This is a genomic window from Methylobacterium sp. CB376 (genome assembly GCF_029714205.1).
GTDB lineage: Bacteria > Pseudomonadota > Alphaproteobacteria > Rhizobiales > Beijerinckiaceae > Methylobacterium.
In genome coordinates this window covers 4781696-4806361 of sequence record NZ_CP121648.1, presented here as the reverse complement: position 1 = coordinate 4806361, position 24666 = coordinate 4781696, and the positions used below count along the sequence as shown (strand labels likewise).

The following is a 24666-nucleotide window of genomic DNA, read 5'->3' as shown; positions in this document are numbered from 1 at the left end:
TAGCGCCTGCCGGTCGGCCTTTCGAGGACGACGGCCCGAAACCTGATGGGGCGGCATCGAGGCCCGCGGCGCGGTGCCGATCCGGGACGCGCGACCACGGCGGAGGGGGGACGATGTCCGATTGCGGCACTGAGGCGCGGTCGCCCCGCCCGGAACCCGTCCGCTTCCTCGTCGGCCAGGACCGCGAGGGCCGCTGGCTGGCGGTGGAGACCCGCGGGCGCGCGGGCGGCATCTTCCGCAGCCGCGCGGACGCGCTGCACTTCGCCGGCGCCGAGACCGGCCGCCGCCCGGGCGCGGTCCGCCTGTGCGAGGACCCGCTGGCGCTCCCCGCCTGAGCGTCAGGCGCCGGGCCCGGCGACGCCGGCCTGCGCGAAGGTCGCCATGTCCCGGTGGCAGGCGAGCGCCGCCTTGAGCAGCCCGAGGGCCAGGGCCGCCCCCGAGCCCTCGCCGAGCCGCAGGCCCAGGGCGAGGAGCGGGTCGAGGCCGAGCCGCTCCAGCACCGCGCCGTGCGCCCCCTCGGCCGAGCGGTGGCCCGCCACGCAATGGTCGAGGGCCCGGGGATCGAGGGCGTGCAGCACCGCGGCGGCCGCGCAGGCCACGTAGCCGTCGAGCACCACCGGCACGCGCTGCAGCCGCGCCGCCAGGATCGCCCCGGCGATCGCCGCCACCTCGCGCCCGCCGAGACGCGCCAGCACCTGCAGCGGATCGTCGAGATGGCCGGCGTGGCGGGCGAGAGCCGCCTCCACCGCCGCCACCTTGCGGGCGTGGCCCGCCGCGTCCACCCCGGTGCCGTGCCCCACCCAGCCGGCGGGCTCGCCGCCGTAGAGGGCCGCGTAGATCGCGGCCGCGACCGTGGTGTTGCCGATCCCCATCTCGCCGAGCGCGAGCCCGTCGGTGCCGGCCGCCACCGCCTCCATCCCGAACGCCATCGTGGCCACGCAGGCCTTCTCGGTCATCGCCTCGGCCTCGGCGATGTCGCCGGTCGGCAGGTCGAGGGCGAGGTCGAAGACCTTGAAGCCGAGCCCGTAGGTCGCGCAGATCTGGTTGATCGCCGCGCCCCCGGCGGCGAAATTGTCGAGCATCTGCCGGTTGACCGCGGACGGATAGGCCGAGACGCCGCGGGCGGCGACGCCGTGGCTGCCGGCGAAGACGCAGACGAGCGGTCGGTCGAGGCTCGGCATCGGCTTGCCCTGCCAGGCGGCGAGCCACGCCACCAGGGTCTCGAGGCGCCCGAGGCTGCCGGCGGGCTTGGTCAGCTCCGCCTGCCGGGCCGCGACGGCCCGCGCCGCCTCCTCGTCGGGACCCGGCATGCCGGCGAGGAGCTGGCGGATATCCGCGAAGGGGCTGGCATCGGGGGGCGGGGCATTCATCGGCGAACTCCGGCGGGACGATCCGGGCCTCTTACCAGAGGGCGCCGCGAAGGCTAAGCGGACTTGCTCGCCGGGATTCCGCTTAGGGTCTTGGTCCCGCATGATTCTTGCCGCCGAACCGGCGGCCGCTCCGGCGCGTGGTGCGCTGGCCGGCGGGAGCGCGCGGTCCCCGCTTTCTCCGCAGACGCGGGGCGCGCATCTGCGGTATAATGGGTCCCTGGACGCGAAGGACGCGAGCGCGATGGCCGAGGGCGCGGGGTTGCGGGCCGAAGGGTCCGCCATGCACGAGGCGGACGACGAGTTCGAGCCGCCACCCGAGACGGGCCCCTGGCCGCCGCTCCTCGACCTCGCCGCCTGCCTGCGCTTCTACAGCCGGCTTCCGGTCCCGGCCCTCCCGGGCGAGGCGGACGGCCACGCGGCCCCGGACTTCCGCACCGCGCCGCGGATGCTGCCGATCGCCGGAATGCTGATCGCCCTGCCGAGCGCGGTGGCGCTGCTCGGCGGGCTCGGCCTCGGGCTCGGCCCCTTCATCGCCGGCACGCTCGCGGCGCTCGCGCTCACCCTGGCGACCGGCGCGCTGCACGAGGACGGGCTCGCCGACCTCGCGGACGGTTTCGGCGGCGGGGCGGACGCGGTGCGGCGGCTCGACATCATGCGCGACAGCCGCATCGGCACCTACGGGGCCGCGGCCCTGATCCTCGCCTACGCCCTGCGCATCGGCGCGCTCGCCACCCTCGCCGACCGGATCGGGTGGCGCGCGGCCCTGGTCCTGCCCGCCGCCGCGGCCCTGTCGCGCACGGCGTCGCTCTGGCCCCTGTTCGCGCTGCCCCCGGCCCGGCCGGACGGGGCCGCCCAGGCGGTCGGGCAGCCCACGGGCGCCACCTGCGCCGTCGCCTGGGCGCTCTGCGGCGCGCTCCTCGTCGGAGCCTGGGCGCTCGGCCTGCCGGCGAGCGGGCTCGCGCTCGCGGGGCTCCTCGCCGCCCTCTCGGCCTGGACGATGAGCCGCATGGCGGAGCGGCTGATCGGCGGCCAGACCGGCGACGTGATCGGCGCGAGCCAGCAGGTGGCCGAGATCGCCGCCCTGCTCGCCCTGCTGATCGCGATTCCCCGCTGATCCGATCCCTCGATGCCGCCTCCCTCCACGCCCTGCACCCGCGTCTGCGTCCTCGACCCCGGCACCGGCCTCTGCGAGGGCTGCGGCCGCACCCGCGACGAGATCGCGGCCTGGGGCTCCCTCTCCGAGCCCGAGCGCAAGCGCATCATGGCGCTGCTGCCCGGCCGCCGCCGCGGCGCCGAGCCCGGTCGCGACCTCCGGCGGCCCGCTCCCTCCCCCGCCTGACATGCCGGGCGCCGCCGGTGTCGCCCTGCTCCTCCTCGCCGCGGGGGCCGGCGTCGCGGCCCTGGCGCGGGGCGACATCGGCGGGTGGAGCCCGCCGGAGGTCGCGACCGGGCTCGGCGCCGCGGCGGCGCTCCTGGTGATCCTGAGCGGCATCGTCCGGCAGTTCCGGATCGGGATCGGGGAGGGTCTGGGCGCCCTCCTGGTCTGGCTCTGCCTGGGCGCCGGCGCGGCCGGGCTCTACGCGTGGCGCGACCAGGCCCGGGACTTCGCCTTCCGGGTCTTCGGCGAGCTGGCGGCGGGCGAGCCGGTGGTGACGCCGGGCGGGGAGGTGGTGATCGCGCGGCGCGCCGATGGCGGCTTCACCCTGAGGGCGCGGGCGAATGGCCGCGAGCAGGTCTTCGCCTTCGACACCGGGGCGAGCGCGGTGGTCCTCACCGCCGAGAGCGCGGCCGCGCTCGGCCTGCATCCCCGGCCGGAGGCGTTCGTCGTGATGGTCCAGACCGCGAACGGCCGCGCCGCCGCCGCCCCGGTCATCCTCGACAGCCTCGCGGTCGGGCCGATCCGCGAGGAGCGGGTGCCCGCCCTGGTGACGCGGCCCGGGACCCTCGGCCTCAACCTCCTCGGCATGACCTTCCTGGAGCGCCTCGCCTCCTACGAGGTGCGCGGCAGCCGGCTGATCCTGCGCGGCGCCCGGCCCGGCTGATACGGGATCCGCTTGATCGAAGCGGATCCCGTATCCCAAGCCTGCGCGGCGCCTGAGCGAAGCCGACATCCGCATGGCCGAAATGCGAGATGGCGAAGCAATCAACCGGATGGCGTATGAGGCGGGAGCCCCGGGTCAGGCCGCCTCGGCCGCCCGCCGGCCGACCCGGGCCACCGCGTCGCGCAGGACGTCGGTCCCGGCGCTCGCCCGCATGCCCTCGGTCGAGAGGTGGCGCCGGAAGGCCCGGGCGCCGGGGCGGCCGTTGAACAGCCCGAGCATGTGCCGGGTGATCGCGTGGAGGCGCACGCCCTCGGCGAGCCGGGCCGACAGGTAGGGCAGGAAGGCCTCCACCGCCTCGAACGGGTCGGCGACCGGGGCCGGCGCCCCGAACAGCACCGGATCGACCGCGAGCAGCAGGGCGGGCTCCGCGTAGGCGGCGCGGCCGAGCATCGCCCCGTCCACGTGGGCGAGCTGGGCCCGCGCCTCGTCGAGGCTGCGCAGCCCCCCGTTGATCGCGACCGGCAGGTCGGGATGCGCCGCCTTCAGCCGGTGGACCCGCCCGTAATCGAGGGGCGGCACGTCCCGGTTCTCCTTCGGCGAGAGCCCCTGCAGCCAGGCCTTGCGGGCGTGCACGACGAGCCCGTCGACCCCCGCCCGCGCGACGCTCCGGGCGAGGGCGTCGAGGGCGGCCTCCGGATCCTGGTCGTCGACGCCGATGCGGCACTTCACCGTGACGGGGACCGCCACCGCCGCCTTCATGGCGGCGACGCACTCCCCCACCAGGTCCGGCTCGCGCATCAGGCAGGCGCCGAAGCGCCCGTCCTGGACGCGGTCCGAGGGGCAGCCGACATTGAGGTTGACCTCGGCGTAGCCCTCCGCCTCGGCGATGCGCGCCGCGGCGGCGAGGTCGGCCGGGTCGGAGCCGCCGAGCTGGATCGCCACCGGCTGCTCCGCGGGATCGAACCCGATCAGGCGCTCGCGCGGCCCGTGCAGCACGGCCCCGGTCGTGACCATCTCGGTGTAGAGCCGGGCGTGCCGCGTCAGGGTGCGGTGGAAGGCCCGGCAATGCCGGTCCGTCCAATCCATCATCGGCGCGACGCTGAAGCGCCAGGAGGGCATCAATCCCCCGGGCGGGCGCGGCAACCCGGCCGGCATTCCGTCCTGCCGGTCAGTGCCCGTGGGAGTGGCCGTGGTCGTGGTGGTGCGCGTGCCCGTGGTCATGCCCGTGGTCGTGACGATGGTGGTCGTGCCCGTGATGCGCTTGCCCCTGATGCGCTTGCCCCTGATGCTCTTGCCCGTGGTGCTCTTGCCCGCGGTGATCCTGGGCGTGCGGTTCGTGGTGATGGTGGTCGTGGGAGTGATCGTGGCCGCACTGGCTGTGGTCGTGCGCCACGACCTCGCGCTCGGGGCGGAACGGGCGCTCGACGGCGCTCGCGAGGCAGCCCTGCCCGCGCACCAGATCCGCGACGACCGGGTCGGCCTTCACGTAGAGCGCCTCGGCGGTGACTTCGAGGGCGACGTGGTTGCTGCCGAGCTGCCAGGCGAGGCGGGTCAGGCGCAGCGGGTTCTCGGCGCGCACCTCCAGCAGGCTCTCGGCGGCGGCGGCGATCCGCACCAGCCGGCCATCCTCCAGGCGCAGGGCGTCGCCGTCCTCCAGCCCCGCCGCGCGGGCGAGGTCGAGCCGGAAGGCGAGCCCCTTCTCGGCCGTGAACGCGCCCTCGCGCCGGAGGCGGGCGGCGTGGTCGAGGGTGATGGTGTCCGCCACGGCATCCGGCCGGACGGCGGGCTTGCGGACGATGGTGGTGGCGCGCAGCATGCGGGACCCTCGCGGACGGCGTTCGACGCCCCTCCTCTACGCATCGCGGCGACCGGTGTCACACGATTTGCGGGGCCGGTCCGGCACCGGGCGTGGCCCGGATGCCGCGCCCGGCCGATTTCGCCGGGCCCGCGGAGCGCAAACGGCCGCGCTCATCTGGTGTTCAGAGCCCGGGCAGCTAGGCTGTGGAGAGCGGCGACCGGCGCTTGATCCGTCGCAAGACCGCGAATTGCACAAGGGAATCACGTCATGAAGAAGTTCATTGCCGCCTCGCTGGCGGGCGCCATGGCGCTGTCGCTCGGCGCCTGCAACACCCCGGGCGACCGCGCCGCGGGCGGTGCGGCCCTCGGCGGCCTGACCGGCGCGGCGATCGGCGCGGCGGCGACGGGCCGGGCGAGCGGCGCCGTCGCGGGCGGCCTCGTCGGCGCGGCCGGCGGCGCGATCGTGGGCGCGGCCACGGCGCCGCAATGCCCCTACGGGACCTACCGCGACCCCTACGGCAACATCTACTGCCGCTGAGGCGGCGGCGAGGCGCGGCGCTCCGGCCCGCGCCTCGCGACCCTCGCCTGAGGCGGGTTGCCCGGTTCCGCCGGCCCGCTTTCGGCCCTACAAGACGACCCCATGACGATTCCGCCGTTCCAGCGGCCGGCCGCGCCGCGGCGCCCCGGCCTCCCGCCGCGATGAGCCACGCGCTCTGGGGAAAGATCGGCGGCGCCGGCCTCGGCCTCGCCGTGGGCGGCCCGCTCGGCGCGCTCCTCGGCGCCGTGGCCGGGCATTTCCTGCTCGACCGTGAGGGGTCGCTGTTCGGCCCGACGCCGCGGGAGGTCGTGTTCACCACCGGCCTCGTCGCGCTCGCCGCCAAGATGGCGAAATCCGACGGGGTCGTGACCCCGGCCGAGGTGGCGGCCTTCGCCGAGGTGGTGCGCGTGCCCGAGGCGGAGCGGGCCGGCGTGACCCGGCTGTTCGATCTCGCCAAGGGGACCACCGCCGGCTTCGAGGCCTACGCCCAGCAGATCGCCGAGGCCTTCCGCGAGGAGCCGCGCCTGCTGGAGGACGTGCTCGACGGCCTGTTCCACATCGCCAAGGCGGACGGGGCGCTCCACGAGAAGGAGGCGCAGTACCTGCGCGCGGTGGCCGAGATCTTCGGCCTCGACGAGGCCCGCTTCGCCTGCCTCGCCGCCCGCCACGTGCGGCTGGCGGACGATCCCTACGAGGCGCTCGGGGTCGCGCGCGGCCTGCCGGATCCCGAGCTGAAGGCGCGCTACCGGGCGCTCGTCGCCGAGAACCATCCCGACCGGGCCGTGGCCCGCGGCCTGCCGCCGGCGGCGGTCGCCATCGCCACCCGCCGCCTCGCGGCGATCAACGCCGCCTGGGACCGCATCGCCGCCGAGCGCGGGCTCTGACCGGATCCGCCGATGAAGCCGTCTCCCGAGAGCCCCGTCGCCACGAAGGTCGTGCCCTCCCCCAGCCACGGCGAGCGGCGCCGCCCCGTCGACATGCTGCTCCTCCACTACACGGGGATGCCGGACGCGGGCGAGGCGCTGCTGCGCCTCGCCAATCCCCTGTCCGAAGTGTCCTGCCACTACTTCGTGTTCGAGGACGGGCGCGTGGTGCAGATGGTGCCCGAGGGGCGCCGGGCGTGGCACGCGGGCGAGGCCGCCTGGGAGGGCGAGCGCGACGTCAATTCCCGCTCGATCGGCGTCGAGATCGCCCATCCGGGCCACGCGGGCGGGCTGCCGCCCTACCCGGAGGCGCAGGTCGCGGCCGTCATCGCCCTCTCGCGCGACATCCTCGCCCGCTGGCCGATCCGCGCCGACCGCGTCCTCGGCCACTCGGACGTGGCGCCGGCCCGCAAGCAGGATCCCGGCGAGACCTTCCCGTGGGCGCGCCTGCACCGGGAGGGGATCGGCCACTTCGTCCCGCCGGTGCCGATCCGCGACGGGCGCTTCTTCGCCGAGGGCGATGCCGGTCAGCCCATCGAGGCGCTGCAGGCGATGTTCGCCCTCTACGGCTACGACCAGCCGGTGACCGGGCGCTTCGACTCCGGCATGCGGGCGGTGGTGGAGGCCTTCCAGCGCCACTTCCGGCCCGAGCGGGTCGACGGGGTGGCGGATTCCTCCACGATCACGACGCTGCGGGACCTGCTCGCGGCCCGGCCCGGCTGACGGCGCCCTGCCGGGGCAAGCGGCCCCTTCCCCGCGCCATTTCAGCGCGGGCCGCCACGCTGCGCGGCCATTGCTCAGACTGCACTTGTTTGCTGCCTAATCCTTTGTCAGAACGCGCGGCGATGATCGGGGCGCGGTGACGCATGCCCGTGGGGGCCGCCGGTCGTCCTCGTGGCACCGTCAGCCCTCCCTCCCCTCCGGCCGCAATTCGCGCACAGAGGCCGCCGGACCCGTCCCGCGAGGCGCGGGATCGCGCACCGAGGAACGCCCATGTCCCACCAGCCCGGCCGCCACTTCCTTCAGATCCCGGGGCCGACCAACGTGCCGCTGCCGATCCTGGCCGCGACCGCCAGGCCCGTCATCGACCACCGGAGCGCCGAGTTCGGGCAGCTCGGGCGCGAGGTGCTGGCGGGCATCAAGACGATCTTCAAGACCGAGAACCCGGTCCTGATCTACGCCGCCTCGGGCACCGGCGGCTGGGAATCGGCCCTGGTCAACACGCTCCAGGCCGGCGACCGCGTGCTCATGTACGAGACCGGCCACTTCGCCGCGCTGTGGGAGCGGATGGCCCGCAAGCTCTCCCTCAAGCCCGAATTCATCCGGGGCGACTGGCGCTCGGGCGTCGACGTCGCGGCGATCGAGGCGCACCTCGCCGGGGATCGGCAGCACGGGATCAAGGCGGTCTGCATCGTGCACAACGAGACCGCCACGGGCACGCTCTCGGACGTGCAGGGCGTGCGCGCCGCCCTCGACCGCACCGGCCACCCGGCCCTGCTGATGGTCGACACGATCTCGTCGCTCGGCTCGACCGATTACCGCCACGACGCCTGGGGCGTCGACGTCACGGTGGGCGGCTCGCAGAAGGGGCTGATGCTGCCGCCGGGCCTCGCCTTCAACGCGGTCTCGGACAAGGCGCTCGCCGCCTCGCGGCAGGCGACGCTGCCGCGCGCCTACTGGGATTGGGAGGACATGCTGGCGGCCAACCGCACCGGCTACTTCCCGCAGACCCCCGCGATCAACCTCCTGTACGGGCTCAAGGTCGCAATCGAGACGCTGCACGCCGAGGGCCTCGACGCGGTCTTCGCGCGGCACGCCCGGGCCGCCGCGGCGACCCGCGCCGCCGTGCGGCACTGGGGTTTCGAGACCCAGTGCGCCGTGCCGGCCCAGGCCTCGCCGACCGTGACCACGGTGCGGATGCCGGAGGGCCACTCGGCGGACGCGTTCCGGGCGCTGGTGCTGGAGCGGTTCAACATGGCGCTCGGCAGCGGCCTCGGCCCGCTCGCGGACCGGGTATTCCGGATCGGCCACATCGGCGACTTCAACGACCTGACGATCGCGGGCGCCCTCGCGGGCGTCGAGATGGGCCTCGCGGCGGCCGGCATCCCGCACCGCGCGGGCGGTGCGGCGGTGGCGCAGGCGATCCTCGGCGGGAAGGTCGAGGCCTTCCGCGAGGCCGCCGAGTAGGCGGCCAGGGCAGCCGAGACGGGATCCGCGTCGCGCGAGCGGGTCCCGGCACCGGAGGGGCCTCGCTTGGTCGGGTCGGCATCGCCGTCCGGCAAGGCGGACCCCGTCGATCGAGAACCGGATCGGGCGGGAACCGCATCATACCAAATCCGCTTGATCCCTTCGGGATGGCGGATTTGGGCTTCGCTCAGGCGCCGCGCGGGCTGGTGATCCGCTTGATCCCTTCGGGATGGCGGATGTGGGCTTCGCTCAGGCGCCGCGCAGGCGTGTGATCCGGGATCCCGTGGCGGCGCCCCCGGCCTGACCGGGTCGGCGCAGCCGGTCAGCGGACGTCCGGACCAATCGCGGCCGCCGGACCTCGCCGGGGCCTCGCGCTACCCCCGCACCGCCCGCCGCTCGACCGGCTCCTCGACGATCGGATGGGGCGCCTCGCGGGTGCGCCACAGGCTGTAGGCGATCCCGACGGCCAGCAGGGACACGGTCACGACCAGCGACACCCAGGGCTCGATGTCGATCCAGCCGAAGGTGTCGGCCACCACGATCTTCGTGCCGATGAAGATCAGGATCAGCGCCAGCGCCGTCTTCAGATAGGCGAAGCGGTCGACCATCGCGGCGAGCGCGAAGTAGAGCGCGCGCAGGCCCAGGATCGCGAAGATGTTCGAGGTATAGACCACGTAGGTGTCGGTGGTGATGGCGAAGATCGCCGGGACGCTGTCGACCGCGAAGATCACGTCGGCGCCGTTGACCAGGACCAGGGCCAGGGCCAGCGGCGTGAACCAGCGCACCATCCGGCCGGTCTTCGGGTCGGGCAGGCGCACCGTGAAGCGGTGGCCGTGCAGGTCCGGCGTCACCCGGAAGCGGCAGCGCATGAAGGCGGCGAAGCGGTTCGCCGTCTCGCCCTCGTCGTCCTCCTCGGCCCCCGAGAACAGCATGCGGGCGCCCGCGTAGATCAGGAACGCCGCGAAGAAGGTCAGCACCCACTCCGCCTCGTGCACCAGCGCCGCGCCCAGCCCGATCATCAGACCGCGCAGCAGCACCGCCGCCAGGATGCCCCAGAGCAGGACCCGGTGCTGCGCGACCCGCGGGATGCCCAGGAACCCGAAGATCACCGCGATGACGAAAACGTTGTCCATCGAGAGCGATTTCTCGACGACCAATCCGGCGATGTATTCCTGCCCCGCCTGTGGCCCAAGATACCACCAGATCCAGCCGCCGAAGAGCAAACCGAGGCTGAGATAGAAGGCGGTGAGCAGCAAGCTCTCCTTCACACCGATCTCGCGGTTGCTGTCACGGTGCAGCAGGCCGAGATCGAAGGCGAGGAGCAGCACGATCACGGCGTGGAACAGGAGCCACATCCAGATCGGCTTGCCGAGCCATGCGACGGAGAGGAGTTCGACCATGCGCGGGACCATGGATGCTTACGGGAGAAAGCATCGGCTCCGACATCACGAGGCGCTCAGAAGCGCGGCTCGCCAGAGGGGCCCGCAGCCGATGCTTTGCACTTAAGTCGCGCGGGCCGGCGGATCAAGGGCGGGCGGTTGACAGAGGGCGCCGCGGCGGCGCTCTGGTCCGGCCATGACGGATGCGCGCGTGGCGGTGATCGGGGCGGGGCCGGCGGGCCTGTTCGCGGCAGAGACCCTGGCGCGGGCGGGGTGCGCCGTGACGGTGATCGAGCGGATGCCCTCGCCCGCCCGCAAGCTCCTGATCGCCGGGCGCGGGGGGCTCAACCTCACCCACAGCGAACCGCTGGAGGAGTTCCTCGCCCGCTACCACCCGGCCGGCGGCGCGGTCGCGGCGGCGATCCGCGCCTTCCCGCCCGACGCCCTCCGGGCGTGGTGCGAGGAACTCGGCCAGCCGACCTTCGTGGGATCGAGCGGGCGCGTCTTCCCGACCGCCTTCAAGGCCTCGCCGCTGCTGCGGGCCTGGCTCGCGCGGCTCGCGGCTTCGGGCGTCGCGCTGCGCACGCGCACGCGCTGGATCGGCTTCGCCCCGCATGGCGGGCTGCGTCTCGCCGGGCCCGAGGGCGAGGCCATCCTCGCCGCCGACGCGACGCTGCTCGCCCTCGGCGGCGGGAGCTGGCCGCGCCTCGGCTCGGACGGGAGCTGGGTGCCGCTGCTGCGGGAGGCCGGCATCCCGGTCGCGCCGCTGCGCCCGGCCAATGCGGGGTTCCGGGTGGAATGGTCGGAGCCCTTCGCGTCCCGCTTCGCCGGCGCGCCGCTCAAGCGGATCGCGCTGAGCGCGGGCGGGCAGCGGGTGCGCGGCGAGGCCGTCGTCACCGCGGAGGGGATCGAGGGCGGCGCGGTCTACGCGCTGTCGCGCGCGCTGCGCGAGGCGATCCTGGCGACGGGCGCCGCGCGCCTCACCGTCGACCTGCGGCCGGACCTCGAGGCCGACCTCCTCGCCCGCAGGCTCGCCTCCGCCCGCCCCGGGCAGTCGCGCGCCACGACCCTGCGCAAGGCGGGGTCGCTGAGCCCGGTCGCGGCGGGCCTGCTGCGGGAGGCCGCCGGCCGCGACCTGCCGGCCGCGCCCGACGCGCTCGCCCGGCTGGTCAAGGCCGCGCCGCTGACCCTGACCGGGCTCCAGCCCCTGGCCCGGGCGATCTCGTCGGCGGGCGGCGTCGCCCTCGGGGCGATCGACGCGCGCTTCATGCTGACGGGCCGGCCGGGGACCTTCCTGGCGGGCGAGATGCTCGACTGGGAGGCGCCGACCGGCGGCTACCTGCTGCAGGCGAGCTTCGCCACCGGCCGGGCCGCCGCCGAGGGCGTTCTGGCCTGGCTGGCGCGCCGCTGATCCGGCTCATGGGCTGTCCGGACGATCGCGTCCGGACAGCGTCACAAGCCCGCGCGGCGCCTGAGCGACGCCGACATCCGCAAGGCGAAGCAATCCGTCGGATGTCGTCTCAGAGCTTCGCGCAGACCGCGACGATGCCGGCGCTCTCGGACGGGCAGAAGGCCGCGGCCTGCCCGCCCTCCCGCCGCGTGAAGGTCGGCGCGCCGGCCCGCACGCAATAGGCCGAGAGCAGCGTCTCGCCGCCCTCGCAGGCGAGTTCGCAGGAGCCGGTGGCGCAGGTCTCGCTGCGCAGGACCCGCATCGGCAGCGCCGTCGCCGCGGCGCCGGGGGCCGCCGCGCCGGGCGCGCCCGGGGGTCCGCGCTCGCCCTGCGGTCCGCGCGGACCGGCCTCGCCCTTCGGGCCGGGCGCGCCAGCCAGCCCCGCCTCTCCCTTCGGGCCGGGTTCGCCCCTTGGTCCGGGTTCGCCCCTTGATCCAGCTTCGCCCTTGGGCCCCAGCGCGCCCTGAGGTCCGGCCTCTCCGCGCGGGCCCGGCTCCCCCTTGGGTCCGGGCTCACCCTTGGGCCCGGGCTCACCCTTGGGCCCGGGCTCACCCTTGGGCCCGGGCTCCCCCTTGGGCCCGGGCTCCCCCTTGGGCCCGGGCTCCCCCTTGGGCCCGGGCTCCCCCTTGGGACCCGCCGGTCCCTGCGGGCCTGGGTCGCCCTTCGGGCCGGGCAGGCCGGCCACGCCCTGCGGGCCGGTCGGCCCGGGCTGGCCGGCGGGGCCGGGCTGGCCCTGCGGGGCGCAATTCGCCACCGCGACCTCGCGCGACTCCTCGCCCGCCGTCAGGGTCGCCACGCAGGTCTGCGGAACGTACGGGACCTTGATCGCGAAGCGGCCGCGCCGGTCGCTCTGGACCGCGACCTCGTCGTCGAGCGAGACGGTCACGCCCGCCTTGCCGACATTGCCGGAGATGCGCAGGTCGCCGCCCTCGATCCGCGCGTCCCAGATCTGGATCGCCGAGGAGGCGGGCTTTCGGGCCGCTCCCCGCGGCGCCTCGGGTTTCGGCGCGGCGGGGGCAGGGGCGGCCTCGCCCTGGGCGAAGGCCGGCCCCGATCCGATCAGGACGAGCGTGGACAGGACCAGGACGGCACGGCGGAGACGCATCGGATGCCTCGGTCGGCGCGATGGGCCGGAGAGTCGGCCCTGCAGGCGGCGCGCACCTTGGGGCGCGGCCGCCGGGGGTCAACCGCCACGCTCGGCCGGACACAGCGTTCCCGCCCTGCGTGATCGCGCGGTCACGCCTCGTAGTCGATCACGTCCTCCAGGGCGTAGTGCTTCACGGTCTTCCGGTTGGCGATCAGTTCCTCGATCGTCGGTTCGCCCTTGAGGGCGCGGGCGATCGCGAGCTTCGTCGCCTCGTAATTGGTCCGGTAGAGGTCCTTGCGGTCGAGATTCGCATCGTCGGCGCAGCGCGGATCGAGCCAGATCATGATGATCATGCACAGCTCGTCCAGGCCCTGCTTCGGCAGGATGCCCTCGATCACGCAATCGACGATGGCGTCGCCGGTGGCGGCCTGGACCACGCCGCCGAGGAGCTCGACGTAGTCGGCGGATTGGATCGTCGCCTTGGTGGTCATCATGGTGGCCGGGCGGACGAGCTGGTTGAGGTCGCGCACCACGAACATCCGGGTGTGGCCCTGGACCTGCCCCATCATCGACGCGAAGGCGGTCCCGACCGGGCCGCGCACCGATCCGATCAGCACCTCCGGCATGGCGTCGGTGAACTGGCCCTCGGCGGCCAGCACGGTGGCCTCCCCGGTGCGGAAGAGAATCTCGCTCATCGCTTCATCCTGCGCGCGGGACGGAGGGCGCCCCGCCTGACGGGGGGCACCCACCACGCGCGGCGGGCGCGGGTCAACCGCCCCTGCGCAGTCGGACAGGTCGCGGGCGGCGGAAAATGGTCTATAGGCTGATTCGCGGCGGGAGCGTCCCGTCCTGGAATGCGCCGTGATGAGCGAACGCGACTGGACCCTGCGGGTGACGCCGACGGAAGCGGGCGTGCAGGTTGAGTTCGGCCTGTCCGAACTCGGCGGCGAGCCGGTGACGGCGGTGATCGCGCTGGATCGGGGCGAGGCGCGGCGCTTCGCCCGGGCGCTGCTGGCCGCGGCGGGCGACGCGGCCGAGCGCACCTTCCCGCATCCGAAGCCGACCGGCCAGGGCTGAGGCGCCCCGCGCATGCGCCGGGGTGTCAGCGCCGTCCCACCGCGCGTGTCTCCTCAGGTCCGCCCCGGAAGCCGCCTCACCTTGGTGCCCGGCTTCTCGACCGGCTCCGCGCAGGCATAGGCGAACTCGGTGCGCAGGTCGTCGAACACCGTCTCGGCGGTGATCCGGCAGGTCTCGCGGTCCGTCTCGCTCAGGTAGGTCACGGCCGCGTCCCTGAAGCGCTTGCGGCGCGTCAGGGCCGGGTCGGCCCCGTCGAGGCCGCAACCGGCGACCTCGCGCAGGCCGTTCGAGACGATCAGCATCCGGCGCGTCTGCCGCTCGTCGAACACCTCGTAGGGGTCGTTGCAGCCGATCGTCACGACCTGCGGCCTCAGGCTCGCGTAGGTCTGCGAGACGTAGCCGAATTCCACGCAGCCGGAAGAGGCGAGGACGGCGAGGCTCGCGACCACCCACAGACCTGTCCGCATCGCCAACCTTCCGCACCCGCGCCCGCCCCAGCTTTGGGCCGGGGCGAGGCGATCGGTCAAGCTCCGCCGCGCGACACGCCGCGGCTCATTCCGCCCCGCGGCGGAATGAGCCGCCGCCCGGCGGATTACTCCGCCGCCGCGAGGTGCCGCCGCGGGTCGTAGTTGAGGATCGGCCCGAGCCAGCGCTCCACCTCAGCCACGTCCATGCCCTTGCGGGCGGCGTAATCCTCGACCTGGTCGCGCTCGACCTTGGCGACCCCGAAGTAATGCGCCCCGGGATGCGCGAGGTAGAGGCCCGAGACCGAGGAGCCCGGCCACATGGCGTAGGATTCGGTGAGCTTCACGCCGATCCGCGGCTCGGCCTGGAGGAGGTCGAACAGCGTCGCCTTCTCGGTGTGGTCGGGCTGGGCCGGGTAGCCCGGCGCGGGGCGGATGCCCTGGTACTCCTCCAAGACGAGGTCGGCGGGCGCGAAAGTCTCGTCGGCCGCGTAGCCCCAGAACTCCTTGCGCACCCGCTCGTGCATCCGCTCGGCGAAGGCCTCGGCGATGCGGTCGGCGAGAGCCTTGACCAGGATCGAGCGGTAATCGTCGTTCTGCCGCTCGAAGCGCTCGGCGATGCGCACCTCCTCCAGACCCGCCGTGACCACGAAGCCGCCGACGTAGTCCGGAACGCCGGAGTCGAGCGGGGCGACGAAGTCCGACAGGCAGGTATTGGGACGCCCGTCGCGCTTCGAGAGCTGCTGGCGCAGGCCGTGGAAGGTGGCGAGCCTGTCGGTGCGGCTCTCGCCCGTGAACAGGCGGATGTCGTCGCCGACCGCGTTCGCCGGCCAGAAGCCGATCACCGCCTTCGGGTTGAACCAGCGCTCCTCGACGATCCGCGCCAGCATCGCCTGCGCGTCGTCGAACAGGGCGCGCGCCGCCGGGCCCTGGACCGGGTCGTCCAGGAGCGCCGGGAAGCGGCCCTTGAACTCGTAGGTCTGCAGGAAGGGCGTCCAGTCGATGTAGGGGACGAGCTCGGCCACGTCGTAGGAGCGGAAGACGCGGGTGCCCGTGAAGCTGGGCTTCGCCGGGCGATAGGTCGAGAACTCGGCCCGGAACGGGTTGGCGCGGGCCTTGGCCAGCGGCAGGCGCTGCTTGTCGGCCTCGGACCTGGCATGCGCCTCGGCGACGCGCTTGTACTCCGCCCGCACGCCCTCGATCGTCGCGGCCTTCGTCTCGGGCGAGAGCAGGCTCGAGACCACGCCGACCGCGCGGCTCGCGTCGGTCACGTAGACCGCCTGGCCCTTGGCGTAGGCCGGGTGGATCTTCACCGCCGTGTGCACGCGGCTCGTCGTGGCCCCGCCGATCAGCAGCGGCACCTCGAACCCCTCGCGCTCCATCTCGGAGGCGACGTGGACCATCTCGTCGAGCGAGGGCGTGATCAGGCCCGAGAGGCCGACGATGTCGACCTTCTCCTTGCGGGCCGTGTCGAGGATCTTGGCCGCCGGCACCATCACCCCGAGATCGATGATCTCGTAGTTGTTGCAGGCGAGCACGACCCCGACGATGTTCTTGCCGATGTCGTGGACGTCGCCCTTCACGGTGGCCATCAGCACCTTGCCGGCGGCCTGGCGCCCGGTGCCGCCATTCGCCCGCTTCTCCTCCTCCATGAAGGGCATCAGGTAGGCGACGGCCTGCTTCATGACGCGGGCCGACTTCACCACCTGGGGCAGGAACATCTTGCCGGAGCCGAAGAGGTCGCCGACCACGTTCATGCCGGCCATCAGCGGGCCCTCGATCACGTCGAGGGGGCGGGTCGCGGTGCGGCGCGCCTCCTCGGTGTCGGCCTCGATGTACTCGGTGATGCCGTTGACGAGGGCGTGCTCCAGCCGCTTCTCGACCGGCGCCTCGCGCCAAGCGAGGTCGGCCGTGCGCAGCTGGGCGCCGCCGCCCTTGAACTTCGCCGCCTGCTCGAGGAGGCGCTCGGTCGCGTCGGGGCGGCGGTTGAGGACGACGTCCTCGCAGAGGTCGCGCAGCTCCGGGTCGAGCTCGTCGTAGACCGCGAGCTGGCCCGCATTGACGATGCCCATGTCCATGCCGGCGCGGATGGCGTGATAGAGGAACACCGCGTGCATGGCCTCGCGCACCGGCTCGTTGCCGCGGAACGCGAAGGAGAGGTTCGAGACCCCGCCCGAGATATGGGCGTGGGGCAGGGTCTCGCGGATCTGCCGGGCCGCCTCGATGAAGGCGACGCCGTAGCCGTCATGCTCCTCGATGCCGGTCGCGACCGCGAAGATGTTCGGGTCGAAGATGATGTCCTCGGGCGGGAAGCCGACCTCCTCGGTCAGGATCCGGTAGGCGCGGGTGCAGATCGCCACCTTGCGCTCCAGCGTGTCGGCCTGGCCCTGCTCGTCGAAGGCCATCACCACCACGGCGGCGCCGTAGGCGCGGCAGATCCGCGCCTCGGTGAGGAACTTCTCCTTGCCCTCCTTGAGCGAGATCGAGTTCACGATCGGCTTGCCCTGAATGCATTTCAGGCCGGCCTCGATCACCTCGAACTTCGAGGAATCGACCATCACGGGCACGCGGGCGATGTCGGGCTCGGCCGCGACCAGGTTCAGGAACTCGACCATCGCGGCGCGCGAATCGAGCAGGCCCTCGTCCATGTTGACGTCGATGACCTGAGCGCCGGCCGCGACCTGGTCGCGGGCGACGTCGAGGGCGGCCGCGTAGTCGCCGCTGGTGACGAGCTTGCGGAACTTGGCCGAGCCGGTGACGTTCGTGCGCTCGCCGACGTTCACGAAGGGGATCTCCTTCGTCAGCGTGAAGGGTTCGAGGCCCGAGAGCCGCATCAGCCGCGGCACCTCCGGCACGCGCCGGGGCGCCTTGCCGGCCACCGCCTCGGCGATGGCGCGGATGTGGTCCGGCGTCGTGCCGCAGCAGCCGCCCACCATGTTGACGAGGCCGCTTCCCGCGAACTCGCCGACGAGGGCGCCCATCGCCTCCGGGCTCTCGTCGTAGAGGCCGAACTCGTTCGGCAGGCCGGCATTCGGGTAGGCGCAGACCAGCGTGTCGCAGACCCGGGAGAGTTCGCTGATGTGGGCGCGCATCTCGCGGGCGCCGAGCGCGCAGTTGAGCCCGAAGGTCAGCGGCTCGGCGTGGCGCAGCGAGTGCCAGAAGGCGCTCGGGGTCTGGCCCGAGAGCGTGCGGCCCGACAGGTCGGTGATCGTGCCCGAGATCATGATCGGCAGGCGCACGCCCATCTCGCCGAAGACCTGCCAGGTCGCCGCGATCGCCGCCTTGGCGTTCAGCGTGTCGAAGATCGTCTCGATCAGGACGAGGTCCGAGCCGCCCTCGATCAGCCCGCGCACCTGCTCGGCGTAGGCGTCGCGGACCTGGTCGAACGTGACGGAGCGGTAGCCCGGATTGTTCACGTCGGGCGAGATCGAGAGCGTGCGGTTCGTCGGACCGATCGCCCCGGCCACGAAGCGGCGCCGCCCGTCGCGGCGCTCGGCCTCGACCGCCGCCTCGCGGGCGAGCCGCGCGCCCTCGCGGTTGAGTTCGCGGACGATCGCCTCCATGCCGTAATCGGCCTGGGCGATCGCGGTGCCCGAGAAGGTGTTGGTCTCGACCACGTCCGCGCCGGCCAGGAAGTAGTCGAGGTGGATCTGCCGGATCGCCTCGGGCTGGGTCAGGATCAGAAGGTCGTTGTTGCCCCTCTGATCGTGCGCGTGGTCGAGGAAGCGCTTGCCGCGGAAATCCGCCTCGCCGAGCTTGAGGCGCTGGATCATGGTCCCCATGGCGCCGTCGAGGACGAGGATCCTCTCGGCGGCGCGCTTGCGCAGGGTGGCGAGGACGTTGGCGCCGTCGGCGGGGCGGAGATCGGTCATCGGGCAAGGGTCCGGAATCTGGACCGGCGCGAGGCCGGCCCGCTGGGAAGGATGGGGTCAGGCGCGGCGACCGGGGCCGTGCGCGCGGCGCGCGGCGCCTCGATCGCCTCGATTGGCGCTCCGGCCGCGCCGGCCCCGCGCCCTGGGCGGCGCGGCCGCGTCGTGCGGGGCGGCCCCGGCCGAGTGCCCGGCCGGGACCCGCTCACGCCGCCGCCTTCTCGGCGACCGGCGCGCTCGGCAGGGCGCGCAGGCCGAGCAGGTGGCAGATCGCGTAGACGAGGTCGGCGCGGTTCATCGTGTAGAAGTGGAAGTCCGTGACGCCGCGGTCGACGAGGTCAAGCACCTGCTCGGCCGCCACCGCCGCCGCCACCAGCTTGCGGGTGCCGACATCGTCCTCGAGGCCCTCGAAGCGCGCGGCCAGCCATTCCGGCACCGAGGCGCCGGTGCGCTTGGCGAAGCTCGCGGCCTGCTTGAAGTTCTGCACCGGCAGGATGCCCGGGATGATCGGAATGTCGATCCCGCGCGCCTGCACCCGGTCGAGGTAGCGGAAGAAGAGGTCGTTATCGAAGAAGAACTGGGTGATGGCGCGGTCGGCGCCGTTGTCGACCTTGGCCTTGAGCGCGTCGATGTCGGCGTCGAGGGAGGGCGCCTCCGGGTGGCGCTCCGGATAGGCCGAGACCGAGACCTGGAAGTCACCGATGCGCTTGATGCCGGCGACGAGGTCGCAGGAGCGGGCATAGCCGCCCGGATGCGCGCGATAGGCCGTGCCGACGCCCTCGGCCGGATCCCCGCGCAGGGCCACGATGTGGCGCACGCCCGCGTCCCAGTAGGAGCGCACGACCTCGTCCACCTCCTCCTGCGTGGCGGCCACGCAGGTCAGGTGGGCGGCGGGCTTCAGGCTGGTCTCGCGCACCAGCCGCGCGACCGTATTGTGGGTGCGCTCGCGGGTCGAGCCGCCGGCCCCGTAGGTCACCGAGACGAAGTTGGGCTGCAGCGGCGCGAGGCGCTCGATGGAGGACCACAGGGTCTCCTCCATCTCGGTCGTCTTGGGCGGGAAGAACTCGAAGGAGACCCGGATGGGGCGGCGGCTCTCGCGGCTCGGACGGAAGGCGGTGGAGACCATCGGAGACCTCGGTTCTCTCAGGCGAATGGGTGGACGCACACCGTGCCGCGCACGGGCCGCGTGGGGGTGAGGGTCGGGGGAACCATCAGGCGACCTCGCGGGTGGGGATCGCCGCCGCGGGGTTGTGGGCGAGCCAGAGCGTGACGGTGAGGCGGTGGCCCGCCTCGCTGCTCGGCGGCAATTCGCGCAGGGTGACGTCGTCGAGCGACGCCTCGGTGAGCCAGTGCGCGACCTGCTCGGCCGCGAAGCCGAGGCGGCGATGGGCCTGCGTCTCGCGCAGGAATTCGAGGTCGTGGGGGGCGAAATCCACCACCAGGAGCCGGCCGCCCGGGGCGACGAGGCGGGCCGCCTCGCGCAGGGCGCGGGCCGGGTCGTCCAGGTAGTGCAGCACCTGGTGGATCAGCACGAGGTCGAAGCTGCCGCGGCTGAAGGGCGGCGCGTGGATGTCGCCCTGGCGCAGGTCGACCCGCGCCAGGCCCTGCCGCTCCAGGTTCGCGCGGGCGACCGACAGCATCGCGTGGTTGGCGTCGAGCCCGGTCGCGCGGGTCGCCCGCGGCGCGAGCAGCGCGAGCATCCGCCCCGTCCCGGTGCCGAGGTCGAGGAGGCTGCCGATCGGCCGCGGGCCGAGCACGTCGAGCACCGCGGCCTCGACCGTCGCCTCGGGCACGTGGAGGGAGCGCACCTTGTCCCATTGCGGCGCGAGCCGGGCGAAGAAGCTCTGGGCCGCCTCGGCGCGCTGCGCCCGCACGGCGTCGAGGCGGGCGCGGTCCTCGGAGAGCGGCGGCCGGGTCCTGTCCGCGGCGGCGAGCAGCGGCTCGACCATGGCCGAAACACCCTCGACCAGCCGGAAGAAGGCCCAGGCACCCTCCCGGTGCCGCTCGACCAGCCCGGCCTCCACCATCAGCTTGAGGTGGCGCGAGATGCGCGGCTGCGACTGGCCGAGGATGTCGGTGAGGTCCGAGACCGTCAGCTCCCCCTCGCGCAGGAGCGCGATGATGCGCAGCCGCGTCTCTTCCGCGGCGGCGCGCAGCACGCCGAGAGCGTCGGAGAAGGCGAGCGGCTGGATCATCGGCGGCGTTCTCTCGGCTCCGAGCGAAACATAAAGATATCTTTATGTGCGTTCACAGCGCGGCGCAAGCCGGAATCGCCCCCGTCGCAACGAAAACCCCTCCCCCGCGGGGCGGGAGAGGGGCTCAGGATCGACGGTCCGGTCGAGGCGGGGTGTCATCCGCCATCCGGTTGATGGCTTCGCATCTCCCATTTCGGCCATGCGGATGCCGGCTTCGCTCAGGCGCCGCGCGGGCGTGTCATACCAAATCCGCTTGATCCCTTCGGGATGGCGGATTTGGGCTTCGCTCAGGCGCCGCGCAGGCTTGGGATCCGGGATCCGCTGCGATCAAGCGGATCCCGGATCAGATCGGGCGGGGCAGCTTGCAGCTGTCGAGGGCGCTCAGCGCCTTGGCCCGGGCGGATTCGTTGAAGTAGCCCGTACTCCGGTAGGCTTCGAGCTCGGCCGGGTCGAGGGCGCGCAGCGTGGCCCTGGCGTAGCAGCCGCAGGGCCGCTCCAGCGCGGTCTCGGCCGCGTTCTGCAGGCGGGCCTGCACGACCGCGCAGGCGTTGCGCACGCGGCTCTCCAGCTCGGTCTTGGGCGCCGTGCGCAGAGCCGGATCGGGCTGGTAGGCTTCGAGGGGAGCGGCGGTGCCGCCCGCGAGGGCGGCGGAGGCGCCGAGGGCCAGGAGGCCGGCGGCGAGGGCGATGCGGAGGCGCATGGTGGTGATCCGGTCAACGAAAGCTTGACCGTTGGACTCCGAATCATCCCTGCCGTGCAAGGACCCGGGCGCCACACCGGCCGGAAAAGGGGCGCCCGCCCCGCACCGACCGCTCCCGGCGGACCCCGCCGCGCGGACGGGCCGCGGGCGCCCTCACCCCGCCACGGGGGCGATCGCCACGTGGTTGTCGTGGAAGGCCGCGCCGCCGAAGGGCGCCGGCGCGTCGGCGCCCGTGAGCGTGTTGATGCCGCGCCCGTCCGGATAGGCGTCGTTCGGCCAGATCGATTCCGCGATCAGCACGCCGCGCCGCAGCCCCGGACACAGCGTCGCCCGCAGGGTCACCGCGCCGAGCTCGTTCGAGAGCCGCACCCAGGTCCCCTCCCCGATCCCGTGCGCGGCCGCGTCCTCGGGATGGATCATCACGGTCGGATGGCGCTCCTTGGCGCGCGAGGTCGGCGTCTCCGTGAAGGTCGAGTTCAGGAAGTTGCGCGCCGGGCTCGTGGCCAGCCGGAACGGATGGGCCGGCGTCGCCGTCCTGAGCGGCGCCTCCCAGTGGTCGGGCAGGGCCGGCAGGTCCGCCGCCGGGCCCCGCGGCCCGTCATGGCCGATCGGCACGGCGCCCCAGTCCGGCCGGAAGCGGAAGCGGCCGTCCGGATGGCCGAACCCGTCGAGGTAATGGGCGCGGGCGAAGGGGGGCTGCGCGTCGAGGATGCCGCCCGCCGCCTCGAGTTCGGCGAGGCTGCCCCGGCCGGAGGCGCGCAGCGTCGCGTCGATGAGGTCGCGCGGGCTCAGGGCGAAGCCCGGATGCGCGGCGCCGACCCGCGCGGCCAGCGCCGCCACCACCTCGTGGTTCGAGCGGCAGCCCTCGGGCGGCGCGATCAGCCGGGGGCCGAGCTGGATGTGCTGGTGGCCGCCGCTGGTGTAGAGGTCGTCGTGCTCCAGGAACATGGTCGCGGGCAGCACGATGTCGGCCATCCGGGCCGTCTCGGTCAGGAACTGCTCGTGCACGCAGACGAAGAGGTCGTCGCGGGCGAAGCCCCGCTTCACCGCCTCCTGCTCGGGCGCGACCGAGACCGGGTTGGTGTTCTGCACGAGGAGTGCGGTCACCGGAGGACCGCCGCGCAGGGCCTCGGCGTCGCCGCACAGGACCCGGCCGATCTGGGACTGGTCGAGCACGCGGACCCGCGGGTCGCGGGCGTCGAGCCCCTCGATCAGGGTCTTGTCGAGGCCGTAGATGCCGCTGTTCGAGTGGAAGGCGCCGCCGCCCGGATGCTGCCACGCCCCCGTCACCGCCGGGATGCTGAGGGCCGCGTGCATGGAGACGGCGCCGTTGCGGCTGCGCGAGAAGCCGTAGCCGAGCCGGAAGAAGCTGCGCTTCGTCGCGCCGACGAGCCGCGCGAAGGCCTCGATCTCGGCCACCGTGAGGCCGGTGATCGCCGCCGCCCAGTCCGGGCCGCGCGGGCGCAGATGCGCCTCCAGCGCGGCGGGGCAGTCGGTGTACCGGGCGAGGTAGTCGCGGTCGGCGTGGCCGTCGCGGAACAGCACGTGCATGACCGCGCAGGCCAGCGCCGCGTCCGTGCCCGGCCGTACGAGCAGCGCCATGTCGGCCTGCCGCATGGTCGGGTTGTCGTAGATGTCGACCACCACGAGCGTCGCGCCGCGGTTCCGGCGCGCCGCCTGGACGTGGGTCATCACGTTGACCTGGGTGTGCACCGGGTTGGTGCCCCAGATCACGATGCAGTCGCTCTCGGCCATCTCGCGCGGGTCCGAGCCGGCGAGCCGCCCCGTGCCCGCCACGAAGCCGGACCAGGCGAGCGTCGTGCAGATGGTCGAGTGCTGGCCCGAGTAGCCCTTGGCGTGGCGCAGGCGGTTGATGCCGTCGCGCATCACCAGCCCCATCGTCCCCGCGTAGTAGTAGGGCCACACGGCCTCCGGCCCGTGCGCGGCCTCGGCCCCGAGGAAAGCCTCGGCGGTGCGGTCGAGGGCCTCGTCCCAGGAGATCGGGGCGAACGACCCCGACCCTTTGGGCCCGGTCCGGATCATCGGCCGGGTCAGCCGGTCCGGGTGATGGACGCGCTCGGCGTAGCGGGCGACCTTCGCGCAGACGACGCCCGCCGTGTAGGAGTGGCGCGCGGCGCCGCGCACGCGCCCGATCGCGGCCCCGTCGATCACCTCGACGTCGAGGGCGCAGACCGAGGGACAATCATGCGGGCAGGTGGAGGCCCGCCGCTCGATCCGCGCCTGCGCCGTCACCGCTCCGCCTCCGTGCCGCGGGCGCCCGCCCGGGAGGGATCCCCGGCCGCGCGCACCCGATGTGGGACCGCCGGCCGGTCGGGCGCCCGGGGACGCGTCCGACCGGCCCGCGCGGCGGATCTCAGCCGACGATGTCGGCTTCGGTGAAGAACTGCGCGATCTCGATCGCGGCGTTCTCGGCGCTGTCCGAGCCGTGCACCGAGTTCTCGCCGACCGAGACGGCGAAGCGCTTGCGGATCGTGCCCTCGGCCGCCTGGGCCGGGTTGGTGGCGCCCATCACCTCGCGGTACTTGGCGACGGCGTTGTCGCCCTCCAGCACCTGCACGACGACGGGTCCCGAGGTCATGAAGGAGACGAGCTCGCCGTAGAACGGGCGCTCGGCATGGACCTCGTAGAAGGTCTTGGCCTGGGCCTCCGACATGCGGATGCGGCGCTGGGCGACGATGCGCAGGCCCGCCTCCTCGATCACCGCGTTGATCGCGCCGGTGAGATTCCGGGCGGTGGCGTCCGGCTTCAGGATGGAGAAGGTGCGCTCGATGGCCATCGGAGGATCCGTCGGAGGGAAGGCTGGGCGGAGCGGCCGGATGCCGCCCGCGGCGCCGGGCTTATAGCGGCGCGCCGACTCGCCCTCAAGCCGAGCCGGGCCGGCGCTGCTGCGACTCGGCCGCAACGTGGTCGAAAAAACGCCAGAAACCCCGCGTTTTTAGAGGCCATCGCGGCCTTTGGGCCACGCCCGGCGGGCCGCCGCCGGGCCCCGACGTGATGATCCGCCGAGCGGGCCCGCGCGGCCCGGAGACGGAGCAAGGGAGATTCGTCCATGCGTTCAGTCCGGACCCCCGCCCTCACCGCGTTCCTGCTCCTCGCCGGCACCGCCGCGCAGGCGGGGACCGATCCCTCCGGCACGTGGCTGACGGAGGATGGCCGGGCGAAGATCAAGATCGAGCGCTGCGGCCCGGCCGGCAGCCAAGCCTGCGGCACGGTCGTCTGGCTGAAGGTCCCGCTCAACGACCAGGGCCAGCCGCGCACCGACATCAAGAACCCCGATCCCAAGAAGCGGCAGCGGCCGGTGATCGGCCTGCAGCTGATGGAGGGGCTCAAGCCCGACGAGGCCGGCTACAAGGGGCAGATCTACAACGCCGAGGAGGGCAAGTTCTACGAGGTGACGATCGCCCGCGAGAGCGCCTCGGAACTCTCGATCTCGGGCTGCCTGCTCAAGGTGCTGTGCGGCTCGCAGACCTGGACCAAGGCCCCGGACGAGGTGGCGCAGGCCGCCCCCGCCAAGCCGGCCGCGAAGCCCAAGACCGTCACGCCCTGACCCAACCGTCACGCCCTGAC

The 24666-nt window shown here is 73.7% G+C and carries 24 protein-coding genes; 11 read left to right on the top strand and 13 right to left on the bottom strand.

All coding sequences use genetic code 11. The features are described 5' to 3' along the window. The first annotated feature begins 113 nt into the window (after positions 1-113). On the top strand, positions 114-335 hold the full coding sequence (locus QA634_RS21980) for a hypothetical protein (protein ID WP_012334115.1): 222 nt from the start codon (positions 114-116) through the stop codon (positions 333-335). Between the two features lie 3 nt (positions 336-338). Here the strand turns inward: QA634_RS21980 and cobT are convergent, their stop codons facing one another. Then, positions 339-1370: a nicotinate-nucleotide--dimethylbenzimidazole phosphoribosyltransferase gene (gene cobT, locus QA634_RS21975; protein ID WP_012334114.1), complete on the bottom strand. Its 1032-nt coding sequence runs from the start codon at positions 1368-1370 to the stop codon at positions 339-341. Between the two features lie 241 nt (positions 1371-1611). Here cobT and QA634_RS21970 point away from each other — a divergent pair, with 241 nt between their 5' ends. Genes QA634_RS21970 through QA634_RS21960 form a run of 3 tightly spaced genes read left to right on the top strand, consistent with a single transcriptional unit; the run spans position 1612 to position 3412 of the window. After that, the gene (locus QA634_RS21970; protein ID WP_012334113.1) at positions 1612-2484 is read left to right on the top strand and encodes an adenosylcobinamide-GDP ribazoletransferase; all 873 of its coding nucleotides are present in this window, start codon (positions 1612-1614) and stop codon (positions 2482-2484) included. A gap of 12 nt (positions 2485-2496) precedes the next feature. Then, the gene (locus QA634_RS21965; RefSeq protein ID WP_012334112.1) at positions 2497-2709 is read left to right on the top strand and encodes a DUF1289 domain-containing protein; all 213 of its coding nucleotides are present in this window, start codon (positions 2497-2499) and stop codon (positions 2707-2709) included. Position 2710: 1 nt separating this feature from the next. After that, positions 2711-3412, top strand: coding sequence for a retropepsin-like aspartic protease family protein (locus tag QA634_RS21960; protein WP_012334111.1), 702 nt, complete (start codon positions 2711-2713; stop codon positions 3410-3412). Between the two features lie 135 nt (positions 3413-3547). Here the strand turns inward: QA634_RS21960 and dusA are convergent, their stop codons facing one another. Further along, positions 3548-4531, bottom strand: coding sequence for a tRNA dihydrouridine(20/20a) synthase DusA (dusA, locus tag QA634_RS21955; protein ID WP_012334110.1), 984 nt, complete (start codon positions 4529-4531; stop codon positions 3548-3550). A gap of 49 nt (positions 4532-4580) precedes the next feature. Continuing rightward, the gene (locus tag QA634_RS21950; RefSeq protein WP_012334109.1) at positions 4581-5228 is read right to left on the bottom strand and encodes an urease accessory protein UreE; all 648 of its coding nucleotides are present in this window, start codon (positions 5226-5228) and stop codon (positions 4581-4583) included. A gap of 249 nt (positions 5229-5477) precedes the next feature. Here QA634_RS21950 and QA634_RS21945 point away from each other — a divergent pair, with 249 nt between their 5' ends. The 4 genes from QA634_RS21945 (at position 5478) to QA634_RS21930 (ending at position 8857) form a co-directional block, all read left to right on the top strand. Next, positions 5478-5747, top strand: a complete 270-nt coding sequence (locus QA634_RS21945) for a hypothetical protein (protein ID WP_012334108.1) — start codon at positions 5478-5480, stop codon at positions 5745-5747. Between the two features lie 161 nt (positions 5748-5908). Continuing rightward, positions 5909-6631, top strand: a complete 723-nt coding sequence (locus QA634_RS21940) for a J domain-containing protein (RefSeq protein ID WP_012334107.1) — start codon at positions 5909-5911, stop codon at positions 6629-6631. Positions 6632-6643: 12 nt separating this feature from the next. Next, a complete protein-coding gene (locus tag QA634_RS21935) occupies positions 6644-7393 on the top strand; it encodes an N-acetylmuramoyl-L-alanine amidase (protein WP_012334106.1) in 750 nt (249 codons plus the stop codon). A 270-nt stretch (positions 7394-7663) separates the two neighbouring features. Then, positions 7664-8857, top strand: coding sequence for a pyridoxal-phosphate-dependent aminotransferase family protein (locus QA634_RS21930; protein ID WP_012334105.1), 1194 nt, complete (start codon positions 7664-7666; stop codon positions 8855-8857). 374 nt (positions 8858-9231) lie between these two features. Here QA634_RS21930 and QA634_RS21925 read toward each other — a convergent pair whose 3' ends face one another. After that, a complete protein-coding gene (locus QA634_RS21925) occupies positions 9232-10257 on the bottom strand; it encodes a TerC family protein (RefSeq protein WP_012334104.1) in 1026 nt (341 codons plus the stop codon). A gap of 175 nt (positions 10258-10432) precedes the next feature. On the opposite strand from QA634_RS21925, the gene QA634_RS21920 reads away from it, so the two are divergent. Then, positions 10433-11647 (top strand): NAD(P)/FAD-dependent oxidoreductase, encoded by a 1215-nt coding sequence (locus tag QA634_RS21920; protein ID WP_012334103.1) that lies wholly within the window; start codon positions 10433-10435, stop codon positions 11645-11647. A gap of 109 nt (positions 11648-11756) precedes the next feature. Here QA634_RS21920 and QA634_RS21915 read toward each other — a convergent pair whose 3' ends face one another. After that, complete coding sequence (locus tag QA634_RS21915; protein WP_283026759.1) at positions 11757-12791, bottom strand: collagen-like protein; 1035 nt, start codon at positions 12789-12791, stop codon at positions 11757-11759. Between the two features lie 131 nt (positions 12792-12922). Beyond that, positions 12923-13468, bottom strand: a complete 546-nt coding sequence (fae, locus tag QA634_RS21910) for a formaldehyde-activating enzyme (protein ID WP_012334101.1) — start codon at positions 13466-13468, stop codon at positions 12923-12925. Between the two features lie 169 nt (positions 13469-13637). Between fae and QA634_RS21905 the strand changes: the two genes are divergently transcribed. Beyond that, positions 13638-13850 (top strand): hypothetical protein, encoded by a 213-nt coding sequence (locus tag QA634_RS21905; RefSeq protein ID WP_012334100.1) that lies wholly within the window; start codon positions 13638-13640, stop codon positions 13848-13850. Between the two features lie 53 nt (positions 13851-13903). On the opposite strand, the gene QA634_RS21900 is transcribed toward QA634_RS21905, so the two are convergent. The 7 genes from QA634_RS21900 to ndk all read right to left on the bottom strand — a co-directional run bounded on the left by QA634_RS21900 (position 13904) and on the right by ndk (position 23875). Beyond that, on the bottom strand, positions 13904-14317 hold the full coding sequence (locus QA634_RS21900) for a hypothetical protein (protein WP_198292997.1): 414 nt from the start codon (positions 14315-14317) through the stop codon (positions 13904-13906). Between the two features lie 125 nt (positions 14318-14442). Next, positions 14443-18186: a methionine synthase gene (metH, locus tag QA634_RS21895; RefSeq protein ID WP_012334098.1), complete on the bottom strand. Its 3744-nt coding sequence runs from the start codon at positions 18184-18186 to the stop codon at positions 14443-14445. A 202-nt stretch (positions 18187-18388) separates the two neighbouring features. Further along, positions 18389-19309 carry a methylenetetrahydrofolate reductase [NAD(P)H] gene (metF, locus tag QA634_RS21890; protein ID WP_012334097.1) on the bottom strand — a complete coding sequence of 307 codons (921 nt, stop codon included), beginning with the start codon at positions 19307-19309 and terminating at the stop codon, positions 18389-18391. Positions 19310-19394: 85 nt separating this feature from the next. Further along, positions 19395-20378, bottom strand: coding sequence for an ArsR/SmtB family transcription factor (locus tag QA634_RS21885; protein WP_012334096.1), 984 nt, complete (start codon positions 20376-20378; stop codon positions 19395-19397). A gap of 343 nt (positions 20379-20721) precedes the next feature. Further along, positions 20722-21078, bottom strand: coding sequence for a hypothetical protein (locus QA634_RS21880; RefSeq protein WP_012334095.1), 357 nt, complete (start codon positions 21076-21078; stop codon positions 20722-20724). 153 nt (positions 21079-21231) lie between these two features. Next, positions 21232-23331 carry a molybdopterin oxidoreductase family protein gene (locus tag QA634_RS21875; RefSeq protein ID WP_012334094.1) on the bottom strand — a complete coding sequence of 700 codons (2100 nt, stop codon included), beginning with the start codon at positions 23329-23331 and terminating at the stop codon, positions 21232-21234. 121 nt (positions 23332-23452) lie between these two features. Then, the gene (gene ndk / locus QA634_RS21870; RefSeq protein WP_012334093.1) at positions 23453-23875 is read right to left on the bottom strand and encodes a nucleoside-diphosphate kinase; all 423 of its coding nucleotides are present in this window, start codon (positions 23873-23875) and stop codon (positions 23453-23455) included. A 273-nt stretch (positions 23876-24148) separates the two neighbouring features. Between ndk and QA634_RS21865 the strand changes: the two genes are divergently transcribed. Further along, positions 24149-24646 (top strand): DUF2147 domain-containing protein, encoded by a 498-nt coding sequence (locus QA634_RS21865; RefSeq protein ID WP_012334092.1) that lies wholly within the window; start codon positions 24149-24151, stop codon positions 24644-24646. Positions 24647-24666 lie beyond the last annotated feature (20 nt).

What these genes read in the sequence shown, in the direction of transcription:
- QA634_RS21980 (WP_012334115.1), top strand. Translation starts at nt 114, where the DNA reads ATGTCCGATTGCGGCACTGAGGCGCGGTCGCCCCGCCCGGAACCCGTC.
- cobT (WP_012334114.1), bottom strand. Translation starts at nt 1,370, where the DNA reads ATGAATGCCCCGCCCCCCGATGCCAGCCCCTTCGCGGATATCCGCCAG.
- QA634_RS21970 (WP_012334113.1), top strand. Translation starts at nt 1,612, where the DNA reads ATGGCCGAGGGCGCGGGGTTGCGGGCCGAAGGGTCCGCCATGCACGAG.
- QA634_RS21965 (WP_012334112.1), top strand. Translation starts at nt 2,497, where the DNA reads ATGCCGCCTCCCTCCACGCCCTGCACCCGCGTCTGCGTCCTCGACCCC.
- QA634_RS21960 (WP_012334111.1), top strand. Translation starts at nt 2,711, where the DNA reads ATGCCGGGCGCCGCCGGTGTCGCCCTGCTCCTCCTCGCCGCGGGGGCC.
- dusA (WP_012334110.1), bottom strand. Translation starts at nt 4,531, where the DNA reads ATGCCCTCCTGGCGCTTCAGCGTCGCGCCGATGATGGATTGGACGGAC.
- QA634_RS21950 (WP_012334109.1), bottom strand. Translation starts at nt 5,228, where the DNA reads ATGCTGCGCGCCACCACCATCGTCCGCAAGCCCGCCGTCCGGCCGGAT.
- QA634_RS21945 (WP_012334108.1), top strand. Translation starts at nt 5,478, where the DNA reads ATGAAGAAGTTCATTGCCGCCTCGCTGGCGGGCGCCATGGCGCTGTCG.
- QA634_RS21940 (WP_012334107.1), top strand. Translation starts at nt 5,909, where the DNA reads ATGAGCCACGCGCTCTGGGGAAAGATCGGCGGCGCCGGCCTCGGCCTC.
- QA634_RS21935 (WP_012334106.1), top strand. Translation starts at nt 6,644, where the DNA reads ATGAAGCCGTCTCCCGAGAGCCCCGTCGCCACGAAGGTCGTGCCCTCC.
- QA634_RS21930 (WP_012334105.1), top strand. Translation starts at nt 7,664, where the DNA reads ATGTCCCACCAGCCCGGCCGCCACTTCCTTCAGATCCCGGGGCCGACC.
- QA634_RS21925 (WP_012334104.1), bottom strand. Translation starts at nt 10,257, where the DNA reads ATGGTCGAACTCCTCTCCGTCGCATGGCTCGGCAAGCCGATCTGGATG.
- QA634_RS21920 (WP_012334103.1), top strand. Translation starts at nt 10,433, where the DNA reads ATGACGGATGCGCGCGTGGCGGTGATCGGGGCGGGGCCGGCGGGCCTG.
- QA634_RS21915 (WP_283026759.1), bottom strand. Translation starts at nt 12,791, where the DNA reads ATGCGTCTCCGCCGTGCCGTCCTGGTCCTGTCCACGCTCGTCCTGATC.
- fae (WP_012334101.1), bottom strand. Translation starts at nt 13,468, where the DNA reads ATGAGCGAGATTCTCTTCCGCACCGGGGAGGCCACCGTGCTGGCCGCC.
- QA634_RS21905 (WP_012334100.1), top strand. Translation starts at nt 13,638, where the DNA reads ATGAGCGAACGCGACTGGACCCTGCGGGTGACGCCGACGGAAGCGGGC.
- QA634_RS21900 (WP_198292997.1), bottom strand. Translation starts at nt 14,317, where the DNA reads ATGCGGACAGGTCTGTGGGTGGTCGCGAGCCTCGCCGTCCTCGCCTCT.
- metH (WP_012334098.1), bottom strand. Translation starts at nt 18,186, where the DNA reads ATGACCGATCTCCGCCCCGCCGACGGCGCCAACGTCCTCGCCACCCTG.
- metF (WP_012334097.1), bottom strand. Translation starts at nt 19,309, where the DNA reads ATGGTCTCCACCGCCTTCCGTCCGAGCCGCGAGAGCCGCCGCCCCATC.
- QA634_RS21885 (WP_012334096.1), bottom strand. Translation starts at nt 20,378, where the DNA reads ATGATCCAGCCGCTCGCCTTCTCCGACGCTCTCGGCGTGCTGCGCGCC.
- QA634_RS21880 (WP_012334095.1), bottom strand. Translation starts at nt 21,078, where the DNA reads ATGCGCCTCCGCATCGCCCTCGCCGCCGGCCTCCTGGCCCTCGGCGCC.
- ndk (WP_012334093.1), bottom strand. Translation starts at nt 23,875, where the DNA reads ATGGCCATCGAGCGCACCTTCTCCATCCTGAAGCCGGACGCCACCGCC.
- QA634_RS21865 (WP_012334092.1), top strand. Translation starts at nt 24,149, where the DNA reads ATGCGTTCAGTCCGGACCCCCGCCCTCACCGCGTTCCTGCTCCTCGCC.